This window comes from Saccharopolyspora sp. NPDC050642, from assembly GCF_040654735.1.
Classification (GTDB): domain Bacteria; phylum Actinomycetota; class Actinomycetes; order Mycobacteriales; family Pseudonocardiaceae; genus Saccharopolyspora; species Saccharopolyspora elongata.
The window spans coordinates 458,263-478,382 of sequence record NZ_JBFAIN010000002.1; the positions used below are offsets into that span (position 1 = coordinate 458,263).

The window sequence follows — 20,120 nt, forward strand, 5'->3', positions numbered from 1 at the left end:
TGCGGAAATCCGCTCAGCGGCACGACTTTTAGCCCGATCAGCCCAGCGTCTGCGGCCGAACGAGTGACGGTCCCGAAACCATGATCTACGCAGTGCGATCACGCCGATTACCCAGCGTTCGCAAGGGATTCGCCGGTCCCGGAAACGAGTCTGCCTGGGCCCGTGAGCGTTTTGGGGCGCTATGGCACCCCAAAACGCTCACGGGCACTGATCCGGCTTCAAATCCCGGGAATCTCGATCGAGCCGCTCGAAAACGGCTTTGATCCTCACAGCCCGAAGCGGTTCCACATGGCTCGGTGCTCCAGCGCCTCCACCGCGGCGAGCACGGTGTCCGCCCCGCCGCTGCCGCCGAGCCGGACCGAGGACGACATGCCGAGCCGGGCCAGCAGCGGCTTCCGCGGCTCCACCGTCAGCAGGTGCGCGTCCGGGAACTTGTCCTTCACGATGCCCCGCAGGGTGCCCAAGCCGTCGACCAGCCCGAGCTCCTCGGCCTTCACGCCGGTCCAGATCTCGCCGGAGAACAGGTCGTCGTCGGCGCCGCCGAGCTTCTCGCCGCGGCGCTTGCGCACCCAGGCGCGGAACTGCTCGTGCAGCTCGTCCTGCAGGCCGCGCAGCCACTGCACGTCCTCGTCCTTCTCCGGGCTGAACGGGTCGAGCCGCACCTTGTGCGTTCCCGCGGTGTGCACCCGGCGCTCCACGCCGAGCTTCTCCAGCAGGCCGGTGAGCCCGAAGCCCGAGCTGACCACGCCGACCGAACCGACCAGCGACGTCGAGTGCGCGTAGATCTCGTCGGCCGCGCAGGCCAGCCAGTAGCCGCCCGAGGCCGCGACGTCCTCGCAGAACGCCAGCACCGGCACCTGCTTCTCCTCGGCCAGGCCCCGGATCCGGTCCGCCACCAGCGCCGACTGGGTCGGCGATCCGCCCGGCGAGTTGATCGACAGCACCACGGCGCTGAGCCGGTCGTGCCCGAACGCGCGCGTCAGCGCGGATTCCACGTTCTGCAGCGAGATCGTCGGCCGGCTCATCGGCGATGCCGTCGGCGTGATGACGCCGTGCAGCTTCACCACGGCGACCACCGGGCCGCGCTCGGCGCGCTCGGCGAGCTTGCCCGGCAGCTTCGCGGACAGCTTCCCGGTCAACATGTCGGTGAACTTCTGCGGCGCCTTCTCGTTCATACCTCGACGTTACCGGCTGAGCTGCGGCCCGGCCGCCAACCCGACGCTCGGCTCGTCGATCGACTGCGGCGGGACCGGCCGCACGCCCGGCGCGAACTTCGGCACCCGCATGATGACCTTCATGCCCGCGCCCTTCTCGGTCTCCACGACCAGCCCGTAGTCGTTGCCGAAGGTGGCCCGCATCCGGTTGTTGATGTTGCCGAGGCCGACGTGCGCGCCGGTCAGGTGCGCGTTGGCCAGCTCCGCGTCGAGCAGCTCCGGATCCATCCCGATGCCGTCGTCGTCCACGCTGATCAGCGCCTCGGTGCCGTTGTCCTCGGCGATCACCGACACCGTGCCGCCGCCGGGCTTGGTCGCCAGGCCGTGCCGGACGGCGTTCTCCACCAGCGGTTGCAGCGCCAGGAACGGCACCACCACCGGCAGCACCTCAGGGGCGATCTTGAGCTGCACGTTCAGCCGGTCCGGGCCGAAGCGGGCGCTCTCCAGCGTGAGGTAGCGGTCGATGTTGCGGATCTCGTCGGCCAGCGTGGTGTAGAGCCCGCTGGTGCGGAACGAGTAGCGGGTGAAGTCGGCGAACTCCTGCAGCAGGTCGCGCGCGTGCTCCGGGTCGGTGCGGATCAGCGAGCCGATGGTGTTCAGCGCGTTGTAGATGAAGTGCGGCGAGATCTGCGCCCGCAGCGCCCGCACCTCGGCCTTGGCCAGCCGCTCCTTGGACTCCTGCAGCTCGGCCAGTTCCAGCTGGGTCGACACGTGGTTGGCGACCTCGGCGGCCGCGCGCAGCAGCCGCTTGCGGTCGCCGCCGGCGATGACGGTCAGCGCGCCGCGGTTCTCGCCCTCGACCTCCAGCGGCACCACCACGGCGTGCCGCATCGGGCAGGGCCGGTGGTCGCAGGTCACGTCGCCGTGGTCGAGGAACTCGCGCTTGCCGGTGCGCAGGACCTGCTCGATCTTGGTCCGCAGGTCGGCGTAGTGGTAGTTCGCCTCGCCGTCCCAGCTCAGCAGCGTGCCGTCGGCGTCGACGATGCCGACGGCGACGCACGCCAGCAGCTCGCGCAGGTGCGGCGCGGTCTTGTCGGCGGATTCCTGGGTGAGCCCGGCCCGCAGGTGCGGGGCCGCACTGGTCACCCGGTGCAGCGCCGCCAGCGTGGCGTCCTCCACCGACGTGCTCACCCGGCGCGCCCGGCACAGCAGTACGAACATGCCGAGCACGGCGAGTGCGGCGAGCGTGGTCAGGACCGTCCGCTCAGTCAACATCTCGGGCACAACATCAATCTTCACGTCCGCCACGCTTGGAATCAAGGCGGCTACGCTCAGTGCACCGTTTCCATCGGTAAGCGGTACCTTACTATTCCGTTCAGCGGGAACGGTGCGTCCGACCAGCGGCAACGTCCTGTGCACAACCGGCCGATCTGTCCACAGGCTGTGGACAACTACTTCAGCAGACGGGACAACCGGCGATCCGCGAGCGGCTTGCCACCGGTCTGGCAGGTCGGGCAGTACTGCATCGACCGGTCCGCGAAGGACACCTCCCGGACCGCGTCACCGCACACCGGGCACGGCAATCCGGTGCGCGCGTGCACCCGCATCCCCGACCGCTTCTCCGCCTTCAGCCGCGCCGCGTCCTGCTTCAGCGAACGCGCCACGGCGTCCTGCAAGATCTCCCGCATGCTGCCGTGCAGCCGCTCGACCGCGGCGGCGTCGAGCTTGCCCGCCGTCGCGAACGGCGACAGCTTCGCGGCGTGCAGGATCTCGTCGGAGTAGGCGTTGCCGATCCCGGCCAGCGCGGACTGGTCGGTGAGCAGCGTCTTGATCCGCTCGGTGCGCCCCGCCAAGACCTCGGTCAGCCCGGCCAGGTCCAGGCCCAGCGCATCCGGACCCAGCTTCGCGATCCCCGGCACCTCCGCGGGCGACGCGACGACCCACGCCGCCAGCTTCTTCTGGGTGCCGGCCTCGGTCAGGTCGAAACCCGCGCCGCCCAGGTGCACCCGCAGCGCGATCGGCCCCCTGCCGGGCTTCGGCGGCGCCGAGGACAGGTTGTCCGACCAGCGCAGCCAGCCGGCCCGCGCCAGGTGGCAGACCAGGTGCAGCCCGCCGCAGTCGAGATCCAGGTACTTGCCGTGCCGCACCGCATCGGTGACGGCACGACCGTGCAGCTCGGTCCACGGCGGGCTCGCCGTCTTCAGCACGCTCATCGACGCGACGTCGACGCGCTCGACGGTCCGGCCCACGACGTTGTCGCGGAGGTGCTGGGCCAACGCCTCCACCTCGGGAAGTTCCGGCACCGGTCCAGTGTGCAGACAGAACCCGCCAAAAGCAGTTCGTTCGAGAACTCATCTTGCGTGGCGGGTGGCGGGACTACTCGACGGGCTGCAGGCTGCCGTTCATGTCCGGCTCGGCGTACAGCTCGATGTGCCGGGACACCGACGAAACCTCCTGGCGCACGTCGACGAAGCCGCGCACCACGCCCACCCAGGTCTCCGGCGGGTTCTCGTCGTGATCACCCGGGGTGGCGGCGGTGACCGTCCACGGGCGCCGCAGCACCCAGCGGACCGGGAAGAACAGCACGGCCGCGATCAGCAGCAAGATCAGCCAGCTCGGCACGTACACCTCGTCCGGCGTCCACACCACGAACATCACGACCAGGAACAGGAACACCGCGCCCATCAGGATCGCCGGCGCCGAGCCCCCGTTCACGTCGTGCTCGAACTCGTCCGCCGCGATCGGGTTGGACCACTCCAGGTTCGCCTTGATGGTCCACTCACGGCCGTCGGAACCCCGCACCACCCGGTTCATCGTCGCCTCCCCGCCCACCCGGGCTGGTCGCTTCGGAACATCGTTTCGCCACTCGAATCCCGTCGGTCACCGAGCGTGAAGCAACGGTACCGCGTACGTCATGGGCCCGACGGGTGATAGTCATCCCCGAACCAGGCCCATTGTCGATCATGAGCGGCGCCCGGCCAACCCCGAACGCGACCGATCAACCGCGGCGCGAACACCCCGCAGCCCGGCGGCCGGACACCGCGGCCGCCTCCTCGTACGCCTCCCGCAACCCGCGCCGCGCCCGGTGCGCCAGCACCGCCGTCGCATTCGGCGTCAACCCCAGCTGATCGGCCAGGCTGGCGGGCCGATGCCCCTCCACCTCGGTCCGCCACAGGACCTCGCGCCAGCGCGCCGGCAACCGGTGGAACGCGCGGGCCAGCAACTCGCCCTCGGCTTGCACGAACTGGTGATCGCGTTGCCGCGGCGCGTGCTCGCCCAGCTCGTCGGCGTTCATCGGCTCGTCCCGGCGAGCGGCCGCCCACTCCCCCAGCACCCGGCGCACCACCGTGAACAGGTAGGTGCGGATCGCATCCCGCGGCCCGCAGCCGCCCCGAACCGCGCGCAATGTGCGCAAGAACACCTCGGCGACCACGTCGTCGACGTCGATCCCGGGCCGCGGCATGCTCAACGCGAACCGCCGCACCGCAGGCGCATACCGCCGGTACAGATCGCCGTAGGCGAGATCATCGCCCGCCCGCAACCGCGCCAGCAGCACCCGGTCATCCGGCTGCAGACCCCCGGCGACATCCTCACGCATCCCCATGAACTCCCCCCAACGACCAGCCGCGACGAATACCGCGCGACCAGCGCAATCGCTACCGTGGACCCCCAAGGCCACGGCTGTCACCAGGCACCGCACGGGAGGTCGGAGTGGATCTCGACGAAGCCCGCGAAGTGATCGGCAACCAGCACCGCGCCGTGCTCAGCACGCTCCGCGCCGACGGCACACCCCAGATGACACCGGTGCTGACCACCACGGACAGCGCCGGACACGTCACCGTCAGCACTGTCGCTGGCGCCGCCAAAGTGCGCAACCTGCGCCGCGACCCGCGCGCCTGGCTGTGCGTCCTGCCCGACCAGTTCTTCGGCCGCTGGATCCAGGTCGAAGGCACCGTCGAGATCGTCGAGCTCCCGGCCGCCCTCCCCCTCCTGGAGGAGTACTACCGCAGCATCTCCGGCGAACACCAGGACTGGGCCGCCTACCGCCGGGCCATGCAGGAGGAACACCGCGTCCTCCTGCGCATCACCCCGACCCGCGCGACCAGCTCTCCGAGCCGTTGAGGGACCCCCGGTGAACGGGCTTGAAACGATGGGCTAAAGTAGTCGTCAACAGCCCAACAGGGCGCTGAATACGCGGATGTAGCGCAGCTGGTAGCGCATCACCTTGCCAAGGTGAGGGTCGCGGGTTCGAGTCCCGTCATCCGCTCGGAGCTGGGAGCCGTGTGTCGACTTCGTTCGACCTCGGCTCCTCGCCATTTCATTGGGGGGATCGAATCCCCCCAAACCCCCCTACGGTGCGGTGATCGGGTTTCGCTTGCTCCTTGCGTGGGGTGGGGTTCCCGGCCTGGGTAGGGACCAGCTTCTTTCGGCTTGCTTCGCTGCGGCCGACTCCATCGCAGCCTTGACATCAGGGCCGCCTTGGCATCATCGCGCCTTCACATCGGGGCCGCCGTCTTGCTTTGCTTTGGGGGCTTCTTTCAGGTTTCGAGGCGGAAGCCTATTTTCAGGGTTACCTGGTAGTGGGCCAGTTCGTTGTTCTCCACGTGGCCTCTCACGTTCGTCACCTCGAACCAGTCCACGTTTCTCAGCGTTTGGGATGCTCTTTTCACCGCTTTTCTTATTGCGTCGTCCACTCCCTCTTTCGAGGAGCCCACTACTTCGGTTACTCGGTACACGTGGTCCGTCATGGGTCGATGGTTGGGCTCGGCGCTGTCGTTCGCAAGCCGATGTTGCCGTGGGTCGTCGGCCTTCGGCCGTGTTGGTGGTGACGTGCTGGTTCGTCGGCCTTCGGCCGTGAGGTGACGTGCTGGTTCGTCGGCCTTCGGCCGTGAGGTGGGGTGGTGGGTTGTCGGCCTTCGGCCGTGTTCTGGGTTTTGGCGGCCTTCGGCCGTGGGGTGGGTTTACCGGGCTTCTCCCCTGGCTTTCTTCCCTGGCTTTCCGCCCGGGCTTTCTTCCTCGGGGTTTGTCCTGGGGCTTGTCCTGGGTTTTGGTTGTTCGGGTTGGGTTTTCTGACTTTTTCGTTTGGCAAGCAGCTGAATGGACCTTTTTGGGGTGGGGGGTGGGGGTCATCATGGTTTCGTTGGTTTTGGTGGGAGGAAGGTCGTTGCTATGGCGGAGGAACCACCTGCGCCTTTCACCCCTGCTGGCGAAGAGGCCGCCGCTCGGGCGGTGCTCAGCTTGCCCACCTGGGCTTTCGTCTTCGGGGCCGCCGGGGCGGAGGAGACCTCGAAGGTCGCCAACCGGCGGGCTTGGGACCGCGTCTTCCTCGAACATCGGTTGCCCTCCGACGTTTCTCGGCGGTCCAGTGGTTCCGTCGTGTTCGGGGTTGCTTCGGAGGCTCCGATCGCCGTTGCTCCGATGGGGATCCCCGCTCAGGTTTGGCCGCACGGGGATCTGGAGATCGCCGCCGCTTGCGCCGAGGCCGGGGTTCCCGTCGCCGTTTCGACCATGGCTTCCGCCCGGATCGAGGACATCGCCAAGTCCGGGGCGCGCTGCGCTTTTCAGCTCTACTGGTTGCGGGACGCCGCTCTGCGGCGACAGTTGGTCGCGCGCGCCGAGGACGCCGGGTGCGTCGCGCTGCTGATCACCGTGGACGCGCCCGTTCGGCGGGGCTCGGAGCGGGAGCGGCTCGTCGGCTACCGGCCCGGGGTCGACGTCGAACCCGTCATGGCCGGTAGCGCCGAGATCGATCCCTCGCTGAGCTGGCCGGACATCGAAGAGCTCATCGCTTCGACGCGGTTGCCCGTGTACGTCAAGGGAATCCTGTCGGCCGAGGGCGCGCAGCGGGCCCAGGCCGCCGGCGCGGCCGGGGTGGTGGTGTCCAACCACGGCGGGCGGCAACTGGAGTGCGCACTGCCGACCGCGTTTGCCCTGCCGCGCGTGAACCGGGCGCTGCACGCGACCGACCGCGGCTTCGACGTGGTGGTCGACAGCGGCATCACGACCGGCACGGACGTGGTCCGGGCGCTGGCACTGGGCGCGTCGTCGGTGCTGATCGGGCGCCAGGTCCTCTACGGCCTGGCCCGCGGCGGAATGCAAGGAGTCCTGAGCGTTCTGCGCCGGATAACGGCGGAGTTCTCGCAAACCCTGATGATGACGGGCTGCACGACCCCGGCCGAGGCCGCCAACCTCCACCCGCACATCCTCGACGCCTGATCCGAATTCGCGACGGCGTTCCGGACCTGCGCGGGTTCTCGCCGGTCCGGAACTCGTCGGCCTTGATCAGCTCTCGGTCGGGACGTTGAGGCCGACCGGGCAGGAGACTCCCGTGCCTCCCAGGCCGCAGTAGCCGTTGGGGTTCTTCGCGTCGCTCAGGTACTGCTGGTGGTAGGTCTCCGCGTAGTAGAAGTCCTTGAGCGGGGCGATTTCCGTGGTGATCTCGCCGAGGCCCGCCGCCGTCAGGGCCTCCTGGAAGGCCGCCGCGCTGGCTTCCGCTTCCGCCTTCTGGGCCTCGTCCGCGTAGTAGATCGCCGAGCGGTACTGGGTGCCGATGTCGTTGCCCTGGCGCATGCCCTGCGTCGGGTCGTGGTTCTCCCAGAAGACCTTCAGGACCTGCTGGTAGCTGATCGCCGCCGGGTCGAACACCACCAGGACCGCCTCGGTGTGGCCGGTCAGGCCCGAGCACACCTCTTCGTACGTCGGGTTTGGCGTGACGCCGCCGGCGTAGCCGACCGCCGTCGACCACACGCCGTCGGTGCGCCAGAAGGTTCGCTCCGCGCCCCAGAAGCAGCCCATGCCGACCACCGCGGTGGCGTACCCCTCCGGGAACGGCGGCACGATCCGGCGGTCCGGGAACACCGCGTGCTCCGCCGCCACCGGGAGCGGGGTGGACCGGCCCGGCAGGGCCTCGGCCGGGTCGATCAGCCTGGTCTTGTCACCGAAAAGCGCCATGCACCCGAGGGTACGCGGTGCTCACTGACCGTCCTGCCGCTTGGGGTACGGCCGGACCGGCCGGGTTTCCTCCGCCGGGACGGGCGGCGGCTCGGGGCGGGCATGGCGGCCACCGGTACGGCGGACCGGCGGCCGGGCCGGTGGCGGTCCGGAGTCCAGATCCCCGGACAGCCGCTTGGCCAGCACCGATTCGTCCGGCGGCGGCGCGGGCAGGCGGGCCGGCCGTTGCTCCGCCGAGCGGCGGGTGCGCGCGGGCGGCAGCGGGGCGCCGTTCATCGGCAGGCCGTTGAGGCGGGCGCGCGGCGGGCCGTCCGGTCGGGGTGCGGGTGCGCCGTCCGGCCGGGGTTGGCCGTCCGGTCGGGGTTGGCCGTCCGGTCGGGGCGCGCCGTCGATCCGCGTGCCGCTCGGCGGAGTGCCGGGGCGCGGCCTGTCGACGCCGTTCGGAGCGCCTCCCGGGCGCGGGGCGTCGCTCGACGGCCCGGCTGGGCGCGGGGTGCCGCTGCCCGGGCGTGCGGCATCGCCCGGGGATCCGGCGGGGCGTGGAGTGCCGCGGGGTGGGGTGCTCGGCCGCGAGGCGCCGCTCGCGGGCCGACCGGCCTGGCGGCCGGGGTGGGCGCGGGGCGGCTCCGGGCCGGGCGCCGGTGGGCGCGGCAGCGGGCGGCGCTTCGTCGTCGCCTCGTGCGCGGGCGTGACCGCCTCCGGCTCCCCCGGTTCCAGGTCGTCCAGGTCGTCGAGGTCTTCCGGGTCCTCCTCGACCTCGTCGAGGTCATCGAGATCGTCCTCGACCGGCTCGGGTTCCTTCTTCTTCGGCGCCGGGGTGAAGTAGTGCCGCAGCTTCAGCGTCGGCTCTTCGACGAACTTCCAGGACAGCGTGCCGATGCCGTAGGCCAGCGGTGCGGCGCAGATCAGCATCAGCCACTGGTTGTGGATCCCGGCCATCGCCAGCAGCTGCTGGATCGGGAATCCCCACACGTACACGCCGTAGCTGCCGTTGACCCACACTCCCGGCACCGTCAGCCGCGCCGGCCAGAAGTGCCCGGCCACGACCACCGCGTAGCTGACCGCGAAGGTCATCCAGAACGACCCGGTGATGCTGTTGGGCATCAGCACCAGCACCGCCAGCCCGGCGCCGGCCGCCAACGGCGACAGCGGGATCCGGTACAGGTTGAGCACCACGCCGAAGGCGAACGCGACCAGGAACGCCACCAGCGACTCGACCGGCACGCTGAAGAACGAGCCCGCCGACTCCGAACCCGGCAGTTGCTCCAGGTGCCGGTCCCACGCGATCAGCCCGATCAGCGCCACCGCCATCACCCAGCGGTAGCGGTGCTTCGCGGCGCCGACCAGCAGCAGCGCGTAGAGGCCCGCGTAGGCGATCAGCTCCATCGGCAGCGTCCACAGCGACCCGTTGACCGCGTTCGGCCACGGGTTGTCCACGAACACGCCCGGCAGCTCGTGCTTCAGCGTGAGCAGGCCGGCGTTGTTGACGACGTAACCCCAGGTGCCGTTGGCCGCGAAGTACTCGCCGACGGACAGGGTCGTGATCATCGGGCCGACGATCAGCGCCATGGCGAACGAGACCGTGAGCATGGGCGGCCACAGGCGCAGGACCCGCTTCGCGGCGAACCTGCCCGGATGGGGGTCCCGGACCCAACTCTCCGTGATCTGGAATCCGCTCATCGCGAAGAAGCCCATGAGAACGCCCTCGTCGGGCTGCAGCGGCCAGTCCGACGGGAACAGGTCGCCCGTTCCGGCCAGCGGCGAACTGTGCCCGTAGATCACCACGAGCGCGCCGATCATGCGGATCCAGGCGAATCCGTGGTGCGGCTCGGCGAACCACTCGGGGCGAGCGTGGACGACCCGCGCGTCATCCACCCAGATCACCCCATCAAGTCATGTCCCCGGCCGGCGAAGTCAACGCTGCGTAGCCTAGCCCGCGACCTGAGGGTTGTGGACCCATTACCTCCTCGCGACCCGGTCGGGCCAGACCACGCCTCGGATCGTTATCCGGCCGGTGCCCCGCGTTCCCCCTTGCGGGTGCCAGAATGGCGGTCGATCGCAATGGGGGCGTTCGAGCGAATTCTGGGAAAGGGCGCATCGGTGACCTGGCAAGACGAGCTGCAAAATCTCGACGCCGAACTCGCGGCGGGGCGGATCTCCGCCGAGGAGTACCGCCAGCGGCGCGACGCCGTGCTAGGTCGGGCCCAGAACGGGCAGGGCGGACCCGCGTCCGGCGGATTCCCGCAGCAGGACCCGTCCTCCGGCGGATTCCCCCAGCAGCAGCCGCAGGCCGGACCGCAGTCCGGGGGTTTCCCCCAGCAGCAGCCGCAGACGGGACCGTCCTCCGGCGGATTCCCCCAGCAGGACCCGCAGGCCGGACCGCAGTCCGGCGGATTCCCGCAGCAGGCGGGGCCGTCCTCGGGTGGGTTCCCGCAGCAGCAGCCGCAACAGCAGCAGTCCAGCCCGTTCCCCCCGGCGTTCAGCTGGGGAGACGCCGCCCAGTCCGCTCCTCAGCAGCAGCAACAGCCGCCGCAGCAGCAGGGCGGGGCGCCGAGCGAGGCCACGCAGGTCGTGCCCAACCCGCTCGCCCAGCAGCAAGCTCAGCAACAGCAGCAGGCGCAGCCCCAGCAGGCGCAGCCCCAGCAGGCGCCGCCGCAGCAGCCTCAGCAGCAGGCGCCGCCGCAGTCTGACTCCGAGAGCACCCAGGTGGTCAGCCTCAGCCAGCAGCCGCAGTGGGGTCCGCCGCAGCCGCAGTGGGGCCCGCAGCAGGGCTGGGGTCCCGTCGAGAGCACCGGTACGCCGTGGGGCGACGACCTGCCGGGGACGCCGGAGCACGGCGACGCGTCGTGGATGCGGCAAGGCCCCGAGGTGTTCGAGACGGCGAGCAAGCCCGGCAAGGGCAAGCTGATCGCCGGGCTGTCCATCGGCGGTGTGCTGCTGGTCGGCCTGATCGTCGCCGGGATCTTCTACTTCACCTCCGGCGGCGGGACCACGCCGACCGAGACGACCGCCGCTCCGCCGCCACCGCCCCCGGTGCAGACCCAGGAGCTGCCCGCGCCGCCGCCGGCGCACCCGAATCCCCCGGCCAGCCCGCAGGAGGTGCTGGTCGCCGCGCCCGGCCCGGCGCACCCCTGGTCCGGGCCGCTCGACCTGCCGAGCCTGCAGGGCGCCAAGGCCGGTCTGCTGCAGCCGAAGGCGGTGCTCGACTCCGCGATCCAGCGCGGGCTGATCGACGGCTGGTTCAACGGCGCCGAGGGCACCCCGAGGACGACGATGCTCGCGCTTCAGCTGCCCGACGCGAACGCCGCCAAGCAGGTGGTGGACCAGTACCTGGGCGCCCAGCAGGGTCTGTCCGAAGTGGACGACCTGTCGTACCAGGGTGTCAAGGTGGTGAACGCCGGCGGCGTCTACCGCACCGCCTACGTCGCGCACAACTGGGCGATCATCATCGACGCCACCGGCCCGTCGGACCAGAAGTCGGCGGTCCAGCAGTCCTTCAAGTCGACCCTCGACCAGCAGGTCAACCACCTGCCGCCGACCGTCCGCGACTGACCCCACCCGCCGTCCCCCGCAATTTCAATGGAAATCGAACCTCTGATTTCCATTGAAATTGCGGGGGTTCGGTGTGTCTGGGCCCGACACACCGGGGCGTGTCGGGCCCAGCCCCATCGGGTCAGGCCGTGTCGGGTCAGGCCTCGTAGTCGGTGGTGTCGAGGAGGCCTTCGAGGGCCGCGCGGGAGACGTCCGGGCCGAACTGGGCCGCGATGCCCTTCTTGCCCGCCTCCGACATCCGCCGCCAGGCGTCGTCGTCGGTGAGCAGCCGGACCGCCGCCTCCGCGAGCCCCGCCGCGTCGTCGGCGACCAGCACGTCCTCGCCGTTCGTCAGGTGCATGCCCTCGGTCGCCACCGACGTGCCGACCACCGGCACCCCGAGGCTGAGGCTCTCGCCGACCTTGCCCTTGACGCCGGCGCCGAACCGCAGCGGTGCGAGGGTCGCGCGGCTCGCCGCGTACTGCGGCTCCAGCTCCGCGACCCAGCCGTGCACCTGCACGCCGCGCCCGGCCAGCTCGCGAACCTCGTCGGTCGGGTTGCTGCCGACGACGTGCAGCACCGCGTCCGGGCACTTCTCCCGCACCAGCGGCATGATCTCGGACGCCGCCCAGCGCACGGCGTCGACGTTCGGCGGGTGGTCGAAGCTGCCGACGAACAGCAGGTCCTTGCGCCCCTCCGGCTTCGCCTGGCTCCAGTCGACCTCGTGCACGTTGGACAGCACCCGCACGTCGGCGTCCGGCACCAGCTCGCGCAGCAGCACCTGCTCCGCCTCGGACACCACCAGCGTGACGTCGCAGGAGCGGGTCAGCCCGAGCTCCATCTGCCGCGATGCGAAGGCCTTGCGCCGCAACGCTTCCGCCCGCGCCGCATCGCCCTGCTGCTCGGCGACCTCGGCCTGCCGCTCCAGCCGGAGGAAGTGCACGTCGACGGTGTCGTAGGCGATCACGGCCTGCGGCGCGCAGGTGCGCAGCTCCTCGACGAGGCTCCACGCGACCTGCGGGCGGGACAGCAGGGCCAGCGAGATCTCCGAGCCCGCCTCGTGCAGGAACGCCTGCTGCAGCTCGGGTTCCGGCAGCACCGTGACGCCGAGCTGCTGCAGCTGCGTGGTGTAGGGCTCCAGGCGCGCGTGGTTGCCGGGGAAGAACACCACCCGGCAGCCGAGCTGGACGAACTGCTCCAGCACCCGGCGGATCCGCACCGAGCCGGAGTCGAAGTCCGGACGCGGCACCTGGTGGTCCTTGACCAGCACGATCGGCCCGTGGTGGCCGCGGGTGCCGCGCTGCCGGGCGAGCCAGAGGTTGCGCGGCGAGACTTCCGGCAGGTGTTCGGCGGCGAGCGTGTCGGCCCACTTCTCCACGAACACCTTGCGGTTGAGCTCCTGGTGCTTCTTCACGCCGGTGCTGAGGTCGGTGCCGTTGGACACGCCCTCGTGGTGCACGACGACGGCCTTCGGCTGCACCACGGTGCGGTAACCGGCCGCGCGCACCGCGAACGCCAGGTCGGTGTCCTCGTAGTAGGCGGGCGCGTACCGGGTGTCGAAGCCACCGACCTGCCGGAACACGTCGGTGCGGACCAGGATCGCCGCGCCGGAGCAGTAGTCGACGTCGCGCACGACGTCGAACTCGGCGCCGCCGTTGGTGGTGTTGCGGCCGTAGTTCCAGCCGTTGCCGTCGGCCCACACGATGCCGCCGCACTCCTGCAGCCGGCCGTCCGGGTAGACCAGCTTGGCGCCGACCAGCCCGATGCGTTCGTCGCCGCGGATGGTGTCCATCAGGATGTCCAGCCAGGACTCGGTGACCTCGGCGTCGTTGTTCAGGAAGAACAGGTACTCGCCGCGCGCGTGCTCGGCGCCGAGGTTGCAGGCGCCGATGAACCCGAGGTTCCGCTCGGCGCGCACCAGCCGGACGCCCTCGCAGGCGGCGAGCTTCTCGGCGCTGTCGTCCGGCGAAGCGTCGTCGACGACGATCACCTCGAACGGCACGGACACCAGGTGCCCGCCGAGGAACCGCAGGCACTGCCGGGTGTAGGGCCACTTGCCGTGCACCGGCACGATCACGCTGACCAGCGGTTTGTCGCTGTGCGGCACCGGCAGCGGCCCGGTCTCGACGGCCTCGTCGACCTGCGGCACGCCGGGCTTGCGCCCGAGCGCGATCTCGTACGCGTCGCGCCGCGCGGTGCCGCGCGGCGCTACGCGCTCGATGACCTTCCGGTACTTCGTCACCGCGCGCTGCACCAGCGCGGAGTTCTGCGCCGCGAGCTCCGCGTTCGCGGCCCCGAGCTCCGCCGCTTGCCGCTCGGCGTCCGCTACGCGTCCTTCGAGCCGCGCGACGGTGTCGCGCAGCCACTCGATGCGCGCCGCGTCGCGCTCCGCGCTCTGCTGGCTCTCCTGCAGCTCGCCGCCGATGCGATCCAGCTCGGCTCGCAGCTGCGCCTGCTCGCGGACGCCCTGGTCGGCGCGACGCTCTTCCTTCTTGCGCAACTCTTCGAGCCGCGTTATCGAGTTCTTGAGCTCTTCGGCCTCGGCGCGGTTGCGCTGGTAGAGCTCGTTGAGCTTGGCGACGTCCGCGACCGCCACGTCGCGTTGTTCGATGATCGGCGCGACGTCGCCGCCGCGGCGGATCAGGGTGAGGTCGGCGTCGGTCAGCAGCGCCGCGGCGGGCAGTTTCGGCAGGTGCTTGTCGGAGGCGATGCCGAGCAGGTAGGTGTGCGGCACGCCCTGCCGGACCGACCACTCGCCGTCGCGGCCCTGGATGGTCTGCAGCCGGACGCCTTCGATCGCGGTGTCCGGGTCGCCGTGGTCGGCGGGGGTGAGCAGCGATCCGACGGTGACGTTCTGCTTCAGCACCGCCACGTGCCGGAACGCGTCCTCCAGCAGCTTCTCGTACTGGTCCGCGGTGAGTTCCTTGACGTGGTACGGGTTTTCGTTCCCGTGCTCGTGCGAGTAGACCGCCGTGTCCGGGGTGCTGCTCAGGAACAGTCCACCTTGGACGAGCCGGGACCTGACCAGGGCCAGCACCGCGTCGTGGTCTTCGACGTGCTCGATCGCCTCGAAGCAGACGATCACGTCGAAGGGCTTGGCGTCGGCGAGCAGCTCGGGGTCGGTGATCGAGCCGACCTCGAAGCTGACGTCGCGGCCGCCGTAGTTGTGCCGGGCGTGCTCGACCGTCGCCGGGTCGATGTCCACGCCGACCACCTCGGCGCCTTCGGCGGCCAGCAGCGCCGCGCCGTAGCCCTCGCCGCAGGCGAGGTCGAGCACCCGCTTGCCGCGCACGAAGCGGGCCGCGAGGGCGTAGCGGTGGTAGTGCTCGTAGATGACTTGGACGTCATCGGTCCACGGCACGCATCGCTCGCCGGTCCAGTCGATCAGCCGCTTGTCCATCCGGTCCCTTACGACGTGATTGAGTCCCACAGCAGGCTAGCGCCCCGATCGGGTAACTCGTCGCCGGTTCGGCCATTGCGGCGCAGCCGGCAGTTTCAATTGAAACTGGGCACCTGCGTGCGGTTTCGATTGAAACTGCGGGCCGGGAGATGAAAAACCTCTCATGTTGTTTTCATGCTCGGCTCCCGGCAGGCGGCGAGAGTGGTGCCATGAGGTCGGTTCCCAAGGCGGTTCTGCTGATCGCGGCGTTGGCGCTGCCGATCGCCGCCGTGCTGGTGAGCTTCGCGCTCACCGACGGGCCGCGCACCCCGCAGGTGCCGGCCACCGTGCAGGTCGGCAGCTCACCGGGCCCCGAACCCAGTCGGCCGGCGCCACCGGCCTCGACCGTCGTGCCCACCGAGCTCCCGCCGCCGGCCCCCGACGACGATGACGACGATGACGACCACGACGACGACTGAGCCCACCGCGACCAGGTCGTTCGCCAAGCTCCCCGGCCGCCGCGGCACCCGCATCCCGGCGCGCGCGCAGATCATGGGCTGGCTGCTGCTGGTGCTGGTCGTGGTGCTGCTGGCGGTGATCCTGATCGTCCGCTCGTTCCTGCACAACGACGTGAACGACCAGGTGACCGCGTCGATGGAGCAGGAGGCGCACGAGTTCGTCACGTTTGCCGAGCGGGGCCGCGACCCCGCCACCGGGCAGCTGTTCACCGCGCCGGAGCAGCTGTTCACCTCCTACCTGTCGCGCCAGTACCCGGACCGCGACGAGGCCCTGATCGGGGTGTGGGAGACGCCGACCGGCCTGCGGCCGCTGTCCCAGGAGCAGGACGACGAGATCGACCGGTTCGCCAAGGACCAGACGTTGCTGCACCAGATCGTGGCCGCCCCGAACAACTACGGCTGGCTCGACACGCCCGCCGGGCGGATGCAGTGGCTCAAGGTGCAGACCGAGTCCGAGCAGGGCGGCCGTGCCTGGTTCGTGGTCGAGCGCTACACCGCGTCGGCGATGGCCGACGCCGACCGGACCGTGCAGGTGCTGCTGCTGGTCAGCGGCCTCGGCGTGGTGATCGCGGCGCTGTCGTCGTGGGTGGTGGCCGGGCTGATCCTGGCGCCGGTGCGGGCCGTGCGGCAGGCCGCGGCCGAGATCAGCGAGCACGACCTGACCAGGCGCATCCCGGTCGAAGGCCGGGACGACATCGCCGCACTGGCCGACCAGTTCAACGCGATGCTCGACCGGCTGGAGGACGCCTTCCGCATCCAGCGCCAGTTCGTCGACGACGCCGGGCACGAGCTGCGGACGCCGATCACGATCGTGCGCGGCAACCTGGAGCTGCTCGGCGACGACCCGGCGGAGCGGGAAGAAGTGGTGCGGCTGTGCACCGACGAGCTGGACCGGATGACCCGCATCGTCAACGACCTGCTGATGCTGGCCAAGGCCGACCGGCCCGACTTCGTCACCGCGGCGCCGGTCTCGCTGGCCGAGCTGACCAGCGACATCGAGGCGAAGGTGCGGTCGCTGGCGGACCGCCGCTGGGTGCTCGACGACATCGGCGAGGGCGAGGTGCTGGTCGACGAGCAGCGGATCACCCAGGCGATGGTGCAGCTGGCGCAGAACGCGGTGCAGCACACCGAGCCGGGTTCGGAGATCCGCATCGGTTCCTCCCTCGCCGACGGCGCGGTGCGGCTGTGGGTGACCGACCACGGCCCGGGCATCGATCCGGCCGAGGTGTCGAAGATCTTCGACCGCTTCACCCACGGCAGCAGCCACGGCAAGGGCGGCGCCGGGCTCGGGCTGGCGATCGTCAAGGCCATCGCGGACGCGCACCACGGGCGGGTGCGGGTCGTGTCCCGGCCCGGCGAAGGCGCCACCTTCGCCCTGGAACTGCCCGCCGCCCCACCCCACAACGCGACCGAGGAGACCACTGCATGAGCAAGATCCTGATCGCCGAGGACGAGGCGCGGATCGCGGCGTTCATCGAGAAGGGGCTGCGGGCCAACGGCTTCACCACCACCGTCGTCGGCGACGGCGACGCCGCCCAGGACTACCTGCTGACCGGCGACTTCGACCTGGTGGTGCTCGACCTGGGGCTGCCCGGCAAGGACGGCTTCTCGGTGCTGCGGGCGGTGCGGGCCCAGCACGTGACCGTGCCGGTGATCATCCTGACCGCGCGGGACGGCGTGCACGACACGGTCGCCGGGCTGGAGGGCGGCGCGGACGACTACATGACCAAGCCGTTCCGGTTCGAGGAGCTGCTGGCGCGGGTGCGGCTGCGGCTGCGGCCGGTCGACCGGGTCCCGGAGATCACGGTGCTGCGCGACGGCGAGCTCTCGCTGGACCTGCGCACGCGGCGCGCGCAGGTGCCGGAGGGCACGGTCGACCTGACGGCGCGCGAGTTCGCAATGCTGGAGCTGTTCCTGCGGCACTCCGGGCAGGTGCTCTCCCGCGAGCAGATCCTGTCGCACGTGTGGGGCTACGACTTCGACCCGGGCTCCAACGTCGTGGACGTCTACGTGCGGGCACTGCGCCGCAAGATCGGCACCGAGCGGATCAGCACCGTCCGGGGCATGGGCTACCGGCTGGGCGCGTGAAAGCTCGTGCCCGTTCCGGTGAGAACCGGGACGAACGCTCACGAGTCATGGGGCGTAGCGGAGGATCGCCGCGGTCGCGCCGCCTCCCGGGATGTCCTCGCTGCGCACCGCCATGACCCGGCCGCCGGTGAGCCAGACGCGGCGGGCTATCTCGTCCACCACGCCGTAGGACACCGCGTCGTCGGCCTGCTCGAACGTCACCGCGCCCGCCTCGTCGATGAAGCCCGGGACCACGTTGTCGATGTCCACGAACACCGTGTCGACCGCGCCCATCGTCGCGTGCCTGGCCACGTCCGCGATGTCCGTGACCGCCCGGCCCTGGCCGGTGCGCTGCTCGAACAGTTCGCGCAGCTCGCGCAGCCGGTCGGCGTGCAGGTCGTCGAGGACCTCGCGCGTCGCCGACGCCAGCTCGCGGTCGCTGCTCTCCTCCGGGTTTCCGGTCAGGCCGACCGAGGCGAGCTCCGAGGCGGTGCTGACCGACCGGAAGATGCTCGCCAGCGGCTCGGTCGCGGCCAGGACCAGCGGCACGTCGCCGCGCAGCACCGGCCGCAGCGCCCGGTCGACCTGGCGGGAGAACTGGCCCATCCGGACCTTCGGGCCCTCGCCGCCCTGGAACCGGCGGCGCGGCAGGCGGTCGGTGACCGACTCCTTGCCCACCGAACTGGCCAGGTCCGCGGGCATCCCCGCCACATCGACGACGACCGGGTCCATCTCGGGCACGACCTCCAGCAGCCGCACCGAGTTCTGCGCGAGCGCCAGCAGCAGCGCGGTCTGCGGGAAGGTGATCGAGCGCAGCAGCGGCTTGAGGTGGAACCGGTCGGACACCTCGACCACCGCGTTCAGGCGGTTGGGCAGCCGGAAGGTGGTCAGCGAGGTCGGCGTGGCGAACAGTGCGAGGCTGCGGGCCTGGAAGCGCCAGAACTCCTCGTCCTCGGCCAGGTCGGCCAGCTGGCCGGTGATGCCGGCCACGTCCTCCTTGGCGGCGCCCGCCCGGCGGAGCTGGTCGGCCGCCTGCCCGGCGAGGTTCTTCAGCTCGATGCGCTCGGCCTCGCCGCCGGAGGCCGGGCTGGTCGGCAGGTACAGCGAGACGCTGATCGGTTCGCGCGCGGTCAGCAGCCCGTCGACCTGCGCCCGCGTCGGGATGTCGGTGTGCAAGATCGCCATCGGTGCCCTCCCCAGGCGGAACGTCCGGCACCGGCGACGCTACCGAGGTCCCGGGGAACCGGCAGGGCGACGGAGCTCACCCGGCTTCGCCCGTTCCGACGGGCCCGTACCTGCGGTTAAGGTGGTCGGCGTGAACTCGCACTGGCACCGCGTTCTGCCGCCCCCGTCCCGCTGACGGGCGGCGAACCTCCAACACCCCGAAGACGCCGCAGTTTCAATTGAAACTGCCAGGTCCGGGTCCTCCCACGCAGTTTCAATTGAAACTGCACGCACCCGCCGGGGTTGACGCGCGCCCGTTCGACGAGTCCTGACGGTTCGCGAACGGAAGAGTTCACCTTGACTGATCAACTGCTCACCGCACCCGCTCCTGCCCGCAGCTTCGTCGCCGGTCCGCTGCCGGTGCTGCTCGCGGCGTTCCTGTGGGGCACCACGGGGACGGCCGCCAGCTTCGCCCCGGCCGCCGCGAGCCCGCTGTCGATCGGCGCCGCCACCATGGGCGTCGGCGGCGTGCTGCTGCTCGTGATCGCCGGGCGGTCCGCGTTCGACATGCTGCGGTCCGGCCGGACCGGGCTGCTGCTCGTGGGCGCCCTGGCCGTGGCGGTCTACCCGCTGGCGTTCTATTCGTCGATGGCGCTCGCCGGGGTCGCCATCGGCACCGTCATCACGCTCGGCTCGGCGCCCGTGTTCGCCGCGATCCTGGAACGCGTCGTCGACGGCGTCCGGCTGGATCGCCGGTGGGCGCTGGCCGCCGCGGTTTCGGTGCTCGGCTTGCTGCTGATCACCGTCGGCGGCGAGAGCGGGGTCGGCGCGGACGTCGTCGTGGGCGCCCTGCTCGGCTTGCTCGGCGGTGCCGCGTACGTCGCTTACTCGTGGGCGGCCGCGCGGATGATGCGCGGCGGCCACGGCTCGCGCGCGGTGATGGGCGCGATGTTCGGTGCCGGCGCTGTCGTGCTGCTGCCGGTGCTGGCGTTCACCGGCGGTCCGCTGCTGAGCTCCCCGTCCGGTCTGCTGGTGGCGGGCTACCTCGCGGTGATCCCGATGGGCCTCGCGTACCTGCTGTTCGGGGCCGGGCTGCGCCGCACGTCGGCCAGCGTCGCGACGACGCTGAGCCTGCTGGAGCCGGTGGTGGCCGCGCTGTTGAGCGTGCTCGTCGTCGGGGAACGGCTGGGCATCGCGGCGTGGTTCGGCGTCGCGCTGATCGGCATCGGGTTGGTGCTGGTCAGCACGCGCCGCTGAGAACCTGTGCACAGCTGTGGATAACTTTCTCCACAGCTGTGCACAACCCGGTCGCTCGACCAGGTGTTTTCGCAGCTGAGCACCCTGTTGACAAAGTTG

At 70.7% G+C, this 20,120-nt stretch carries 17 protein-coding genes and 1 tRNA gene; 8 read left to right on the forward strand and 10 right to left on the reverse strand.

The window, feature by feature from the left end; translation table 11 throughout:
* Window positions 1-266: 266 nt before the first annotated feature.
* The 5 genes from AB0H93_RS05910 to AB0H93_RS05930 all read right to left on the reverse strand — a co-directional run bounded on the left by AB0H93_RS05910 (window position 267) and on the right by AB0H93_RS05930 (window position 4,752).
* Window positions 267-1,175 carry a S49 family peptidase gene (locus AB0H93_RS05910; protein WP_358568018.1) on the reverse strand — a complete coding sequence of 303 codons (909 nt, stop codon included), beginning with the start codon at window positions 1,173-1,175 and terminating at the stop codon, window positions 267-269.
* Window positions 1,176-1,184: 9 nt separating this feature from the next.
* Window positions 1,185-2,429: a histidine kinase gene (locus tag AB0H93_RS05915; RefSeq protein WP_358568490.1), complete on the reverse strand. Its 1,245-nt coding sequence runs from the start codon at window positions 2,427-2,429 to the stop codon at window positions 1,185-1,187.
* A gap of 176 nt (window positions 2,430-2,605) precedes the next feature.
* Complete coding sequence (locus AB0H93_RS05920) at window positions 2,606-3,457, reverse strand: DNA-formamidopyrimidine glycosylase family protein (protein ID WP_358568021.1); 852 nt, start codon at window positions 3,455-3,457, stop codon at window positions 2,606-2,608.
* Window positions 3,458-3,530: 73 nt separating this feature from the next.
* On the reverse strand, window positions 3,531-3,968 hold the full coding sequence (locus tag AB0H93_RS05925) for a DUF983 domain-containing protein (protein WP_358568024.1): 438 nt from the start codon (window positions 3,966-3,968) through the stop codon (window positions 3,531-3,533).
* Window positions 3,969-4,152: 184 nt separating this feature from the next.
* Entirely contained in the window at window positions 4,153-4,752 is a 600-nt protein-coding gene (locus AB0H93_RS05930; RefSeq protein ID WP_358568027.1) for a sigma-70 family RNA polymerase sigma factor, read from the reverse strand.
* Between the two features lie 113 nt (window positions 4,753-4,865).
* Between AB0H93_RS05930 and AB0H93_RS05935 the strand changes: the two genes are divergently transcribed.
* Together AB0H93_RS05935 and AB0H93_RS05940 are read left to right on the forward strand one after the other, a co-directional pair.
* On the forward strand, window positions 4,866-5,276 hold the full coding sequence (locus AB0H93_RS05935) for a PPOX class F420-dependent oxidoreductase (protein WP_358568030.1): 411 nt from the start codon (window positions 4,866-4,868) through the stop codon (window positions 5,274-5,276).
* Window positions 5,277-5,348: 72 nt separating this feature from the next.
* Window positions 5,349-5,421 (forward strand) — tRNA-Gly (locus AB0H93_RS05940).
* A 271-nt stretch (window positions 5,422-5,692) separates the two neighbouring features.
* Here AB0H93_RS05940 and AB0H93_RS05945 read toward each other — a convergent pair.
* Window positions 5,693-5,902: a dodecin gene (locus tag AB0H93_RS05945; protein ID WP_358568033.1), complete on the reverse strand. Its 210-nt coding sequence runs from the start codon at window positions 5,900-5,902 to the stop codon at window positions 5,693-5,695.
* A gap of 421 nt (window positions 5,903-6,323) precedes the next feature.
* On the opposite strand from AB0H93_RS05945, the gene AB0H93_RS05950 reads away from it, so the two are divergent.
* Complete coding sequence (locus AB0H93_RS05950; RefSeq protein ID WP_358568036.1) at window positions 6,324-7,370, forward strand: alpha-hydroxy acid oxidase; 1,047 nt, start codon at window positions 6,324-6,326, stop codon at window positions 7,368-7,370.
* Between the two features lie 66 nt (window positions 7,371-7,436).
* On the opposite strand, the gene msrA is transcribed toward AB0H93_RS05950, so the two are convergent.
* Both msrA and AB0H93_RS05960 read right to left on the reverse strand, forming a co-directional pair.
* Entirely contained in the window at window positions 7,437-8,105 is a 669-nt protein-coding gene (gene msrA / locus AB0H93_RS05955; protein WP_358568039.1) for a peptide-methionine (S)-S-oxide reductase MsrA, read from the reverse strand.
* Window positions 8,106-8,126: 21 nt separating this feature from the next.
* Window positions 8,127-9,989: an acyltransferase family protein gene (locus tag AB0H93_RS05960; protein WP_358568042.1), complete on the reverse strand. Its 1,863-nt coding sequence runs from the start codon at window positions 9,987-9,989 to the stop codon at window positions 8,127-8,129.
* Window positions 9,990-10,205: 216 nt separating this feature from the next.
* Here AB0H93_RS05960 and AB0H93_RS05965 point away from each other — a divergent pair, with 216 nt between their 5' ends.
* On the forward strand, window positions 10,206-11,657 hold the full coding sequence (locus AB0H93_RS05965) for a hypothetical protein (protein WP_358568045.1): 1,452 nt from the start codon (window positions 10,206-10,208) through the stop codon (window positions 11,655-11,657).
* 136 nt (window positions 11,658-11,793) lie between these two features.
* Here AB0H93_RS05965 and AB0H93_RS05970 read toward each other — a convergent pair whose 3' ends face one another.
* Window positions 11,794-15,036, reverse strand: coding sequence for a glycosyltransferase (locus AB0H93_RS05970; RefSeq protein ID WP_358568048.1), 3,243 nt, complete (start codon window positions 15,034-15,036; stop codon window positions 11,794-11,796).
* 209 nt (window positions 15,037-15,245) lie between these two features.
* Here AB0H93_RS05970 and AB0H93_RS05975 point away from each other — a divergent pair, with 209 nt between their 5' ends.
* Genes AB0H93_RS05975 through AB0H93_RS05985 form a run of 3 tightly spaced genes read left to right on the forward strand, consistent with a single transcriptional unit; the run spans window position 15,246 to window position 17,621 of the window.
* A complete protein-coding gene (locus AB0H93_RS05975) occupies window positions 15,246-15,494 on the forward strand; it encodes a hypothetical protein (protein WP_358568050.1) in 249 nt (82 codons plus the stop codon).
* Complete coding sequence (locus tag AB0H93_RS05980; protein ID WP_358568052.1) at window positions 15,472-16,962, forward strand: ATP-binding protein; 1,491 nt, start codon at window positions 15,472-15,474, stop codon at window positions 16,960-16,962. The genes AB0H93_RS05975 and AB0H93_RS05980 overlap by 23 nt, the downstream gene beginning before the upstream one ends.
* A complete protein-coding gene (locus AB0H93_RS05985) occupies window positions 16,959-17,621 on the forward strand; it encodes a response regulator transcription factor (RefSeq protein WP_358498573.1) in 663 nt (220 codons plus the stop codon). Before AB0H93_RS05980 ends, AB0H93_RS05985 begins: the two co-directional genes overlap by 4 nt.
* A gap of 45 nt (window positions 17,622-17,666) precedes the next feature.
* Here the strand turns inward: AB0H93_RS05985 and AB0H93_RS05990 are convergent, their stop codons facing one another.
* Window positions 17,667-18,785 (reverse strand): hypothetical protein, encoded by a 1,119-nt coding sequence (locus AB0H93_RS05990; protein ID WP_358568055.1) that lies wholly within the window; start codon window positions 18,783-18,785, stop codon window positions 17,667-17,669.
* A 336-nt stretch (window positions 18,786-19,121) separates the two neighbouring features.
* On the opposite strand from AB0H93_RS05990, the gene AB0H93_RS05995 reads away from it, so the two are divergent.
* The gene (locus AB0H93_RS05995; RefSeq protein ID WP_358568058.1) at window positions 19,122-20,021 is read left to right on the forward strand and encodes an EamA family transporter; all 900 of its coding nucleotides are present in this window, start codon (window positions 19,122-19,124) and stop codon (window positions 20,019-20,021) included.
* Window positions 20,022-20,120: the final 99 nt, after the last annotated feature.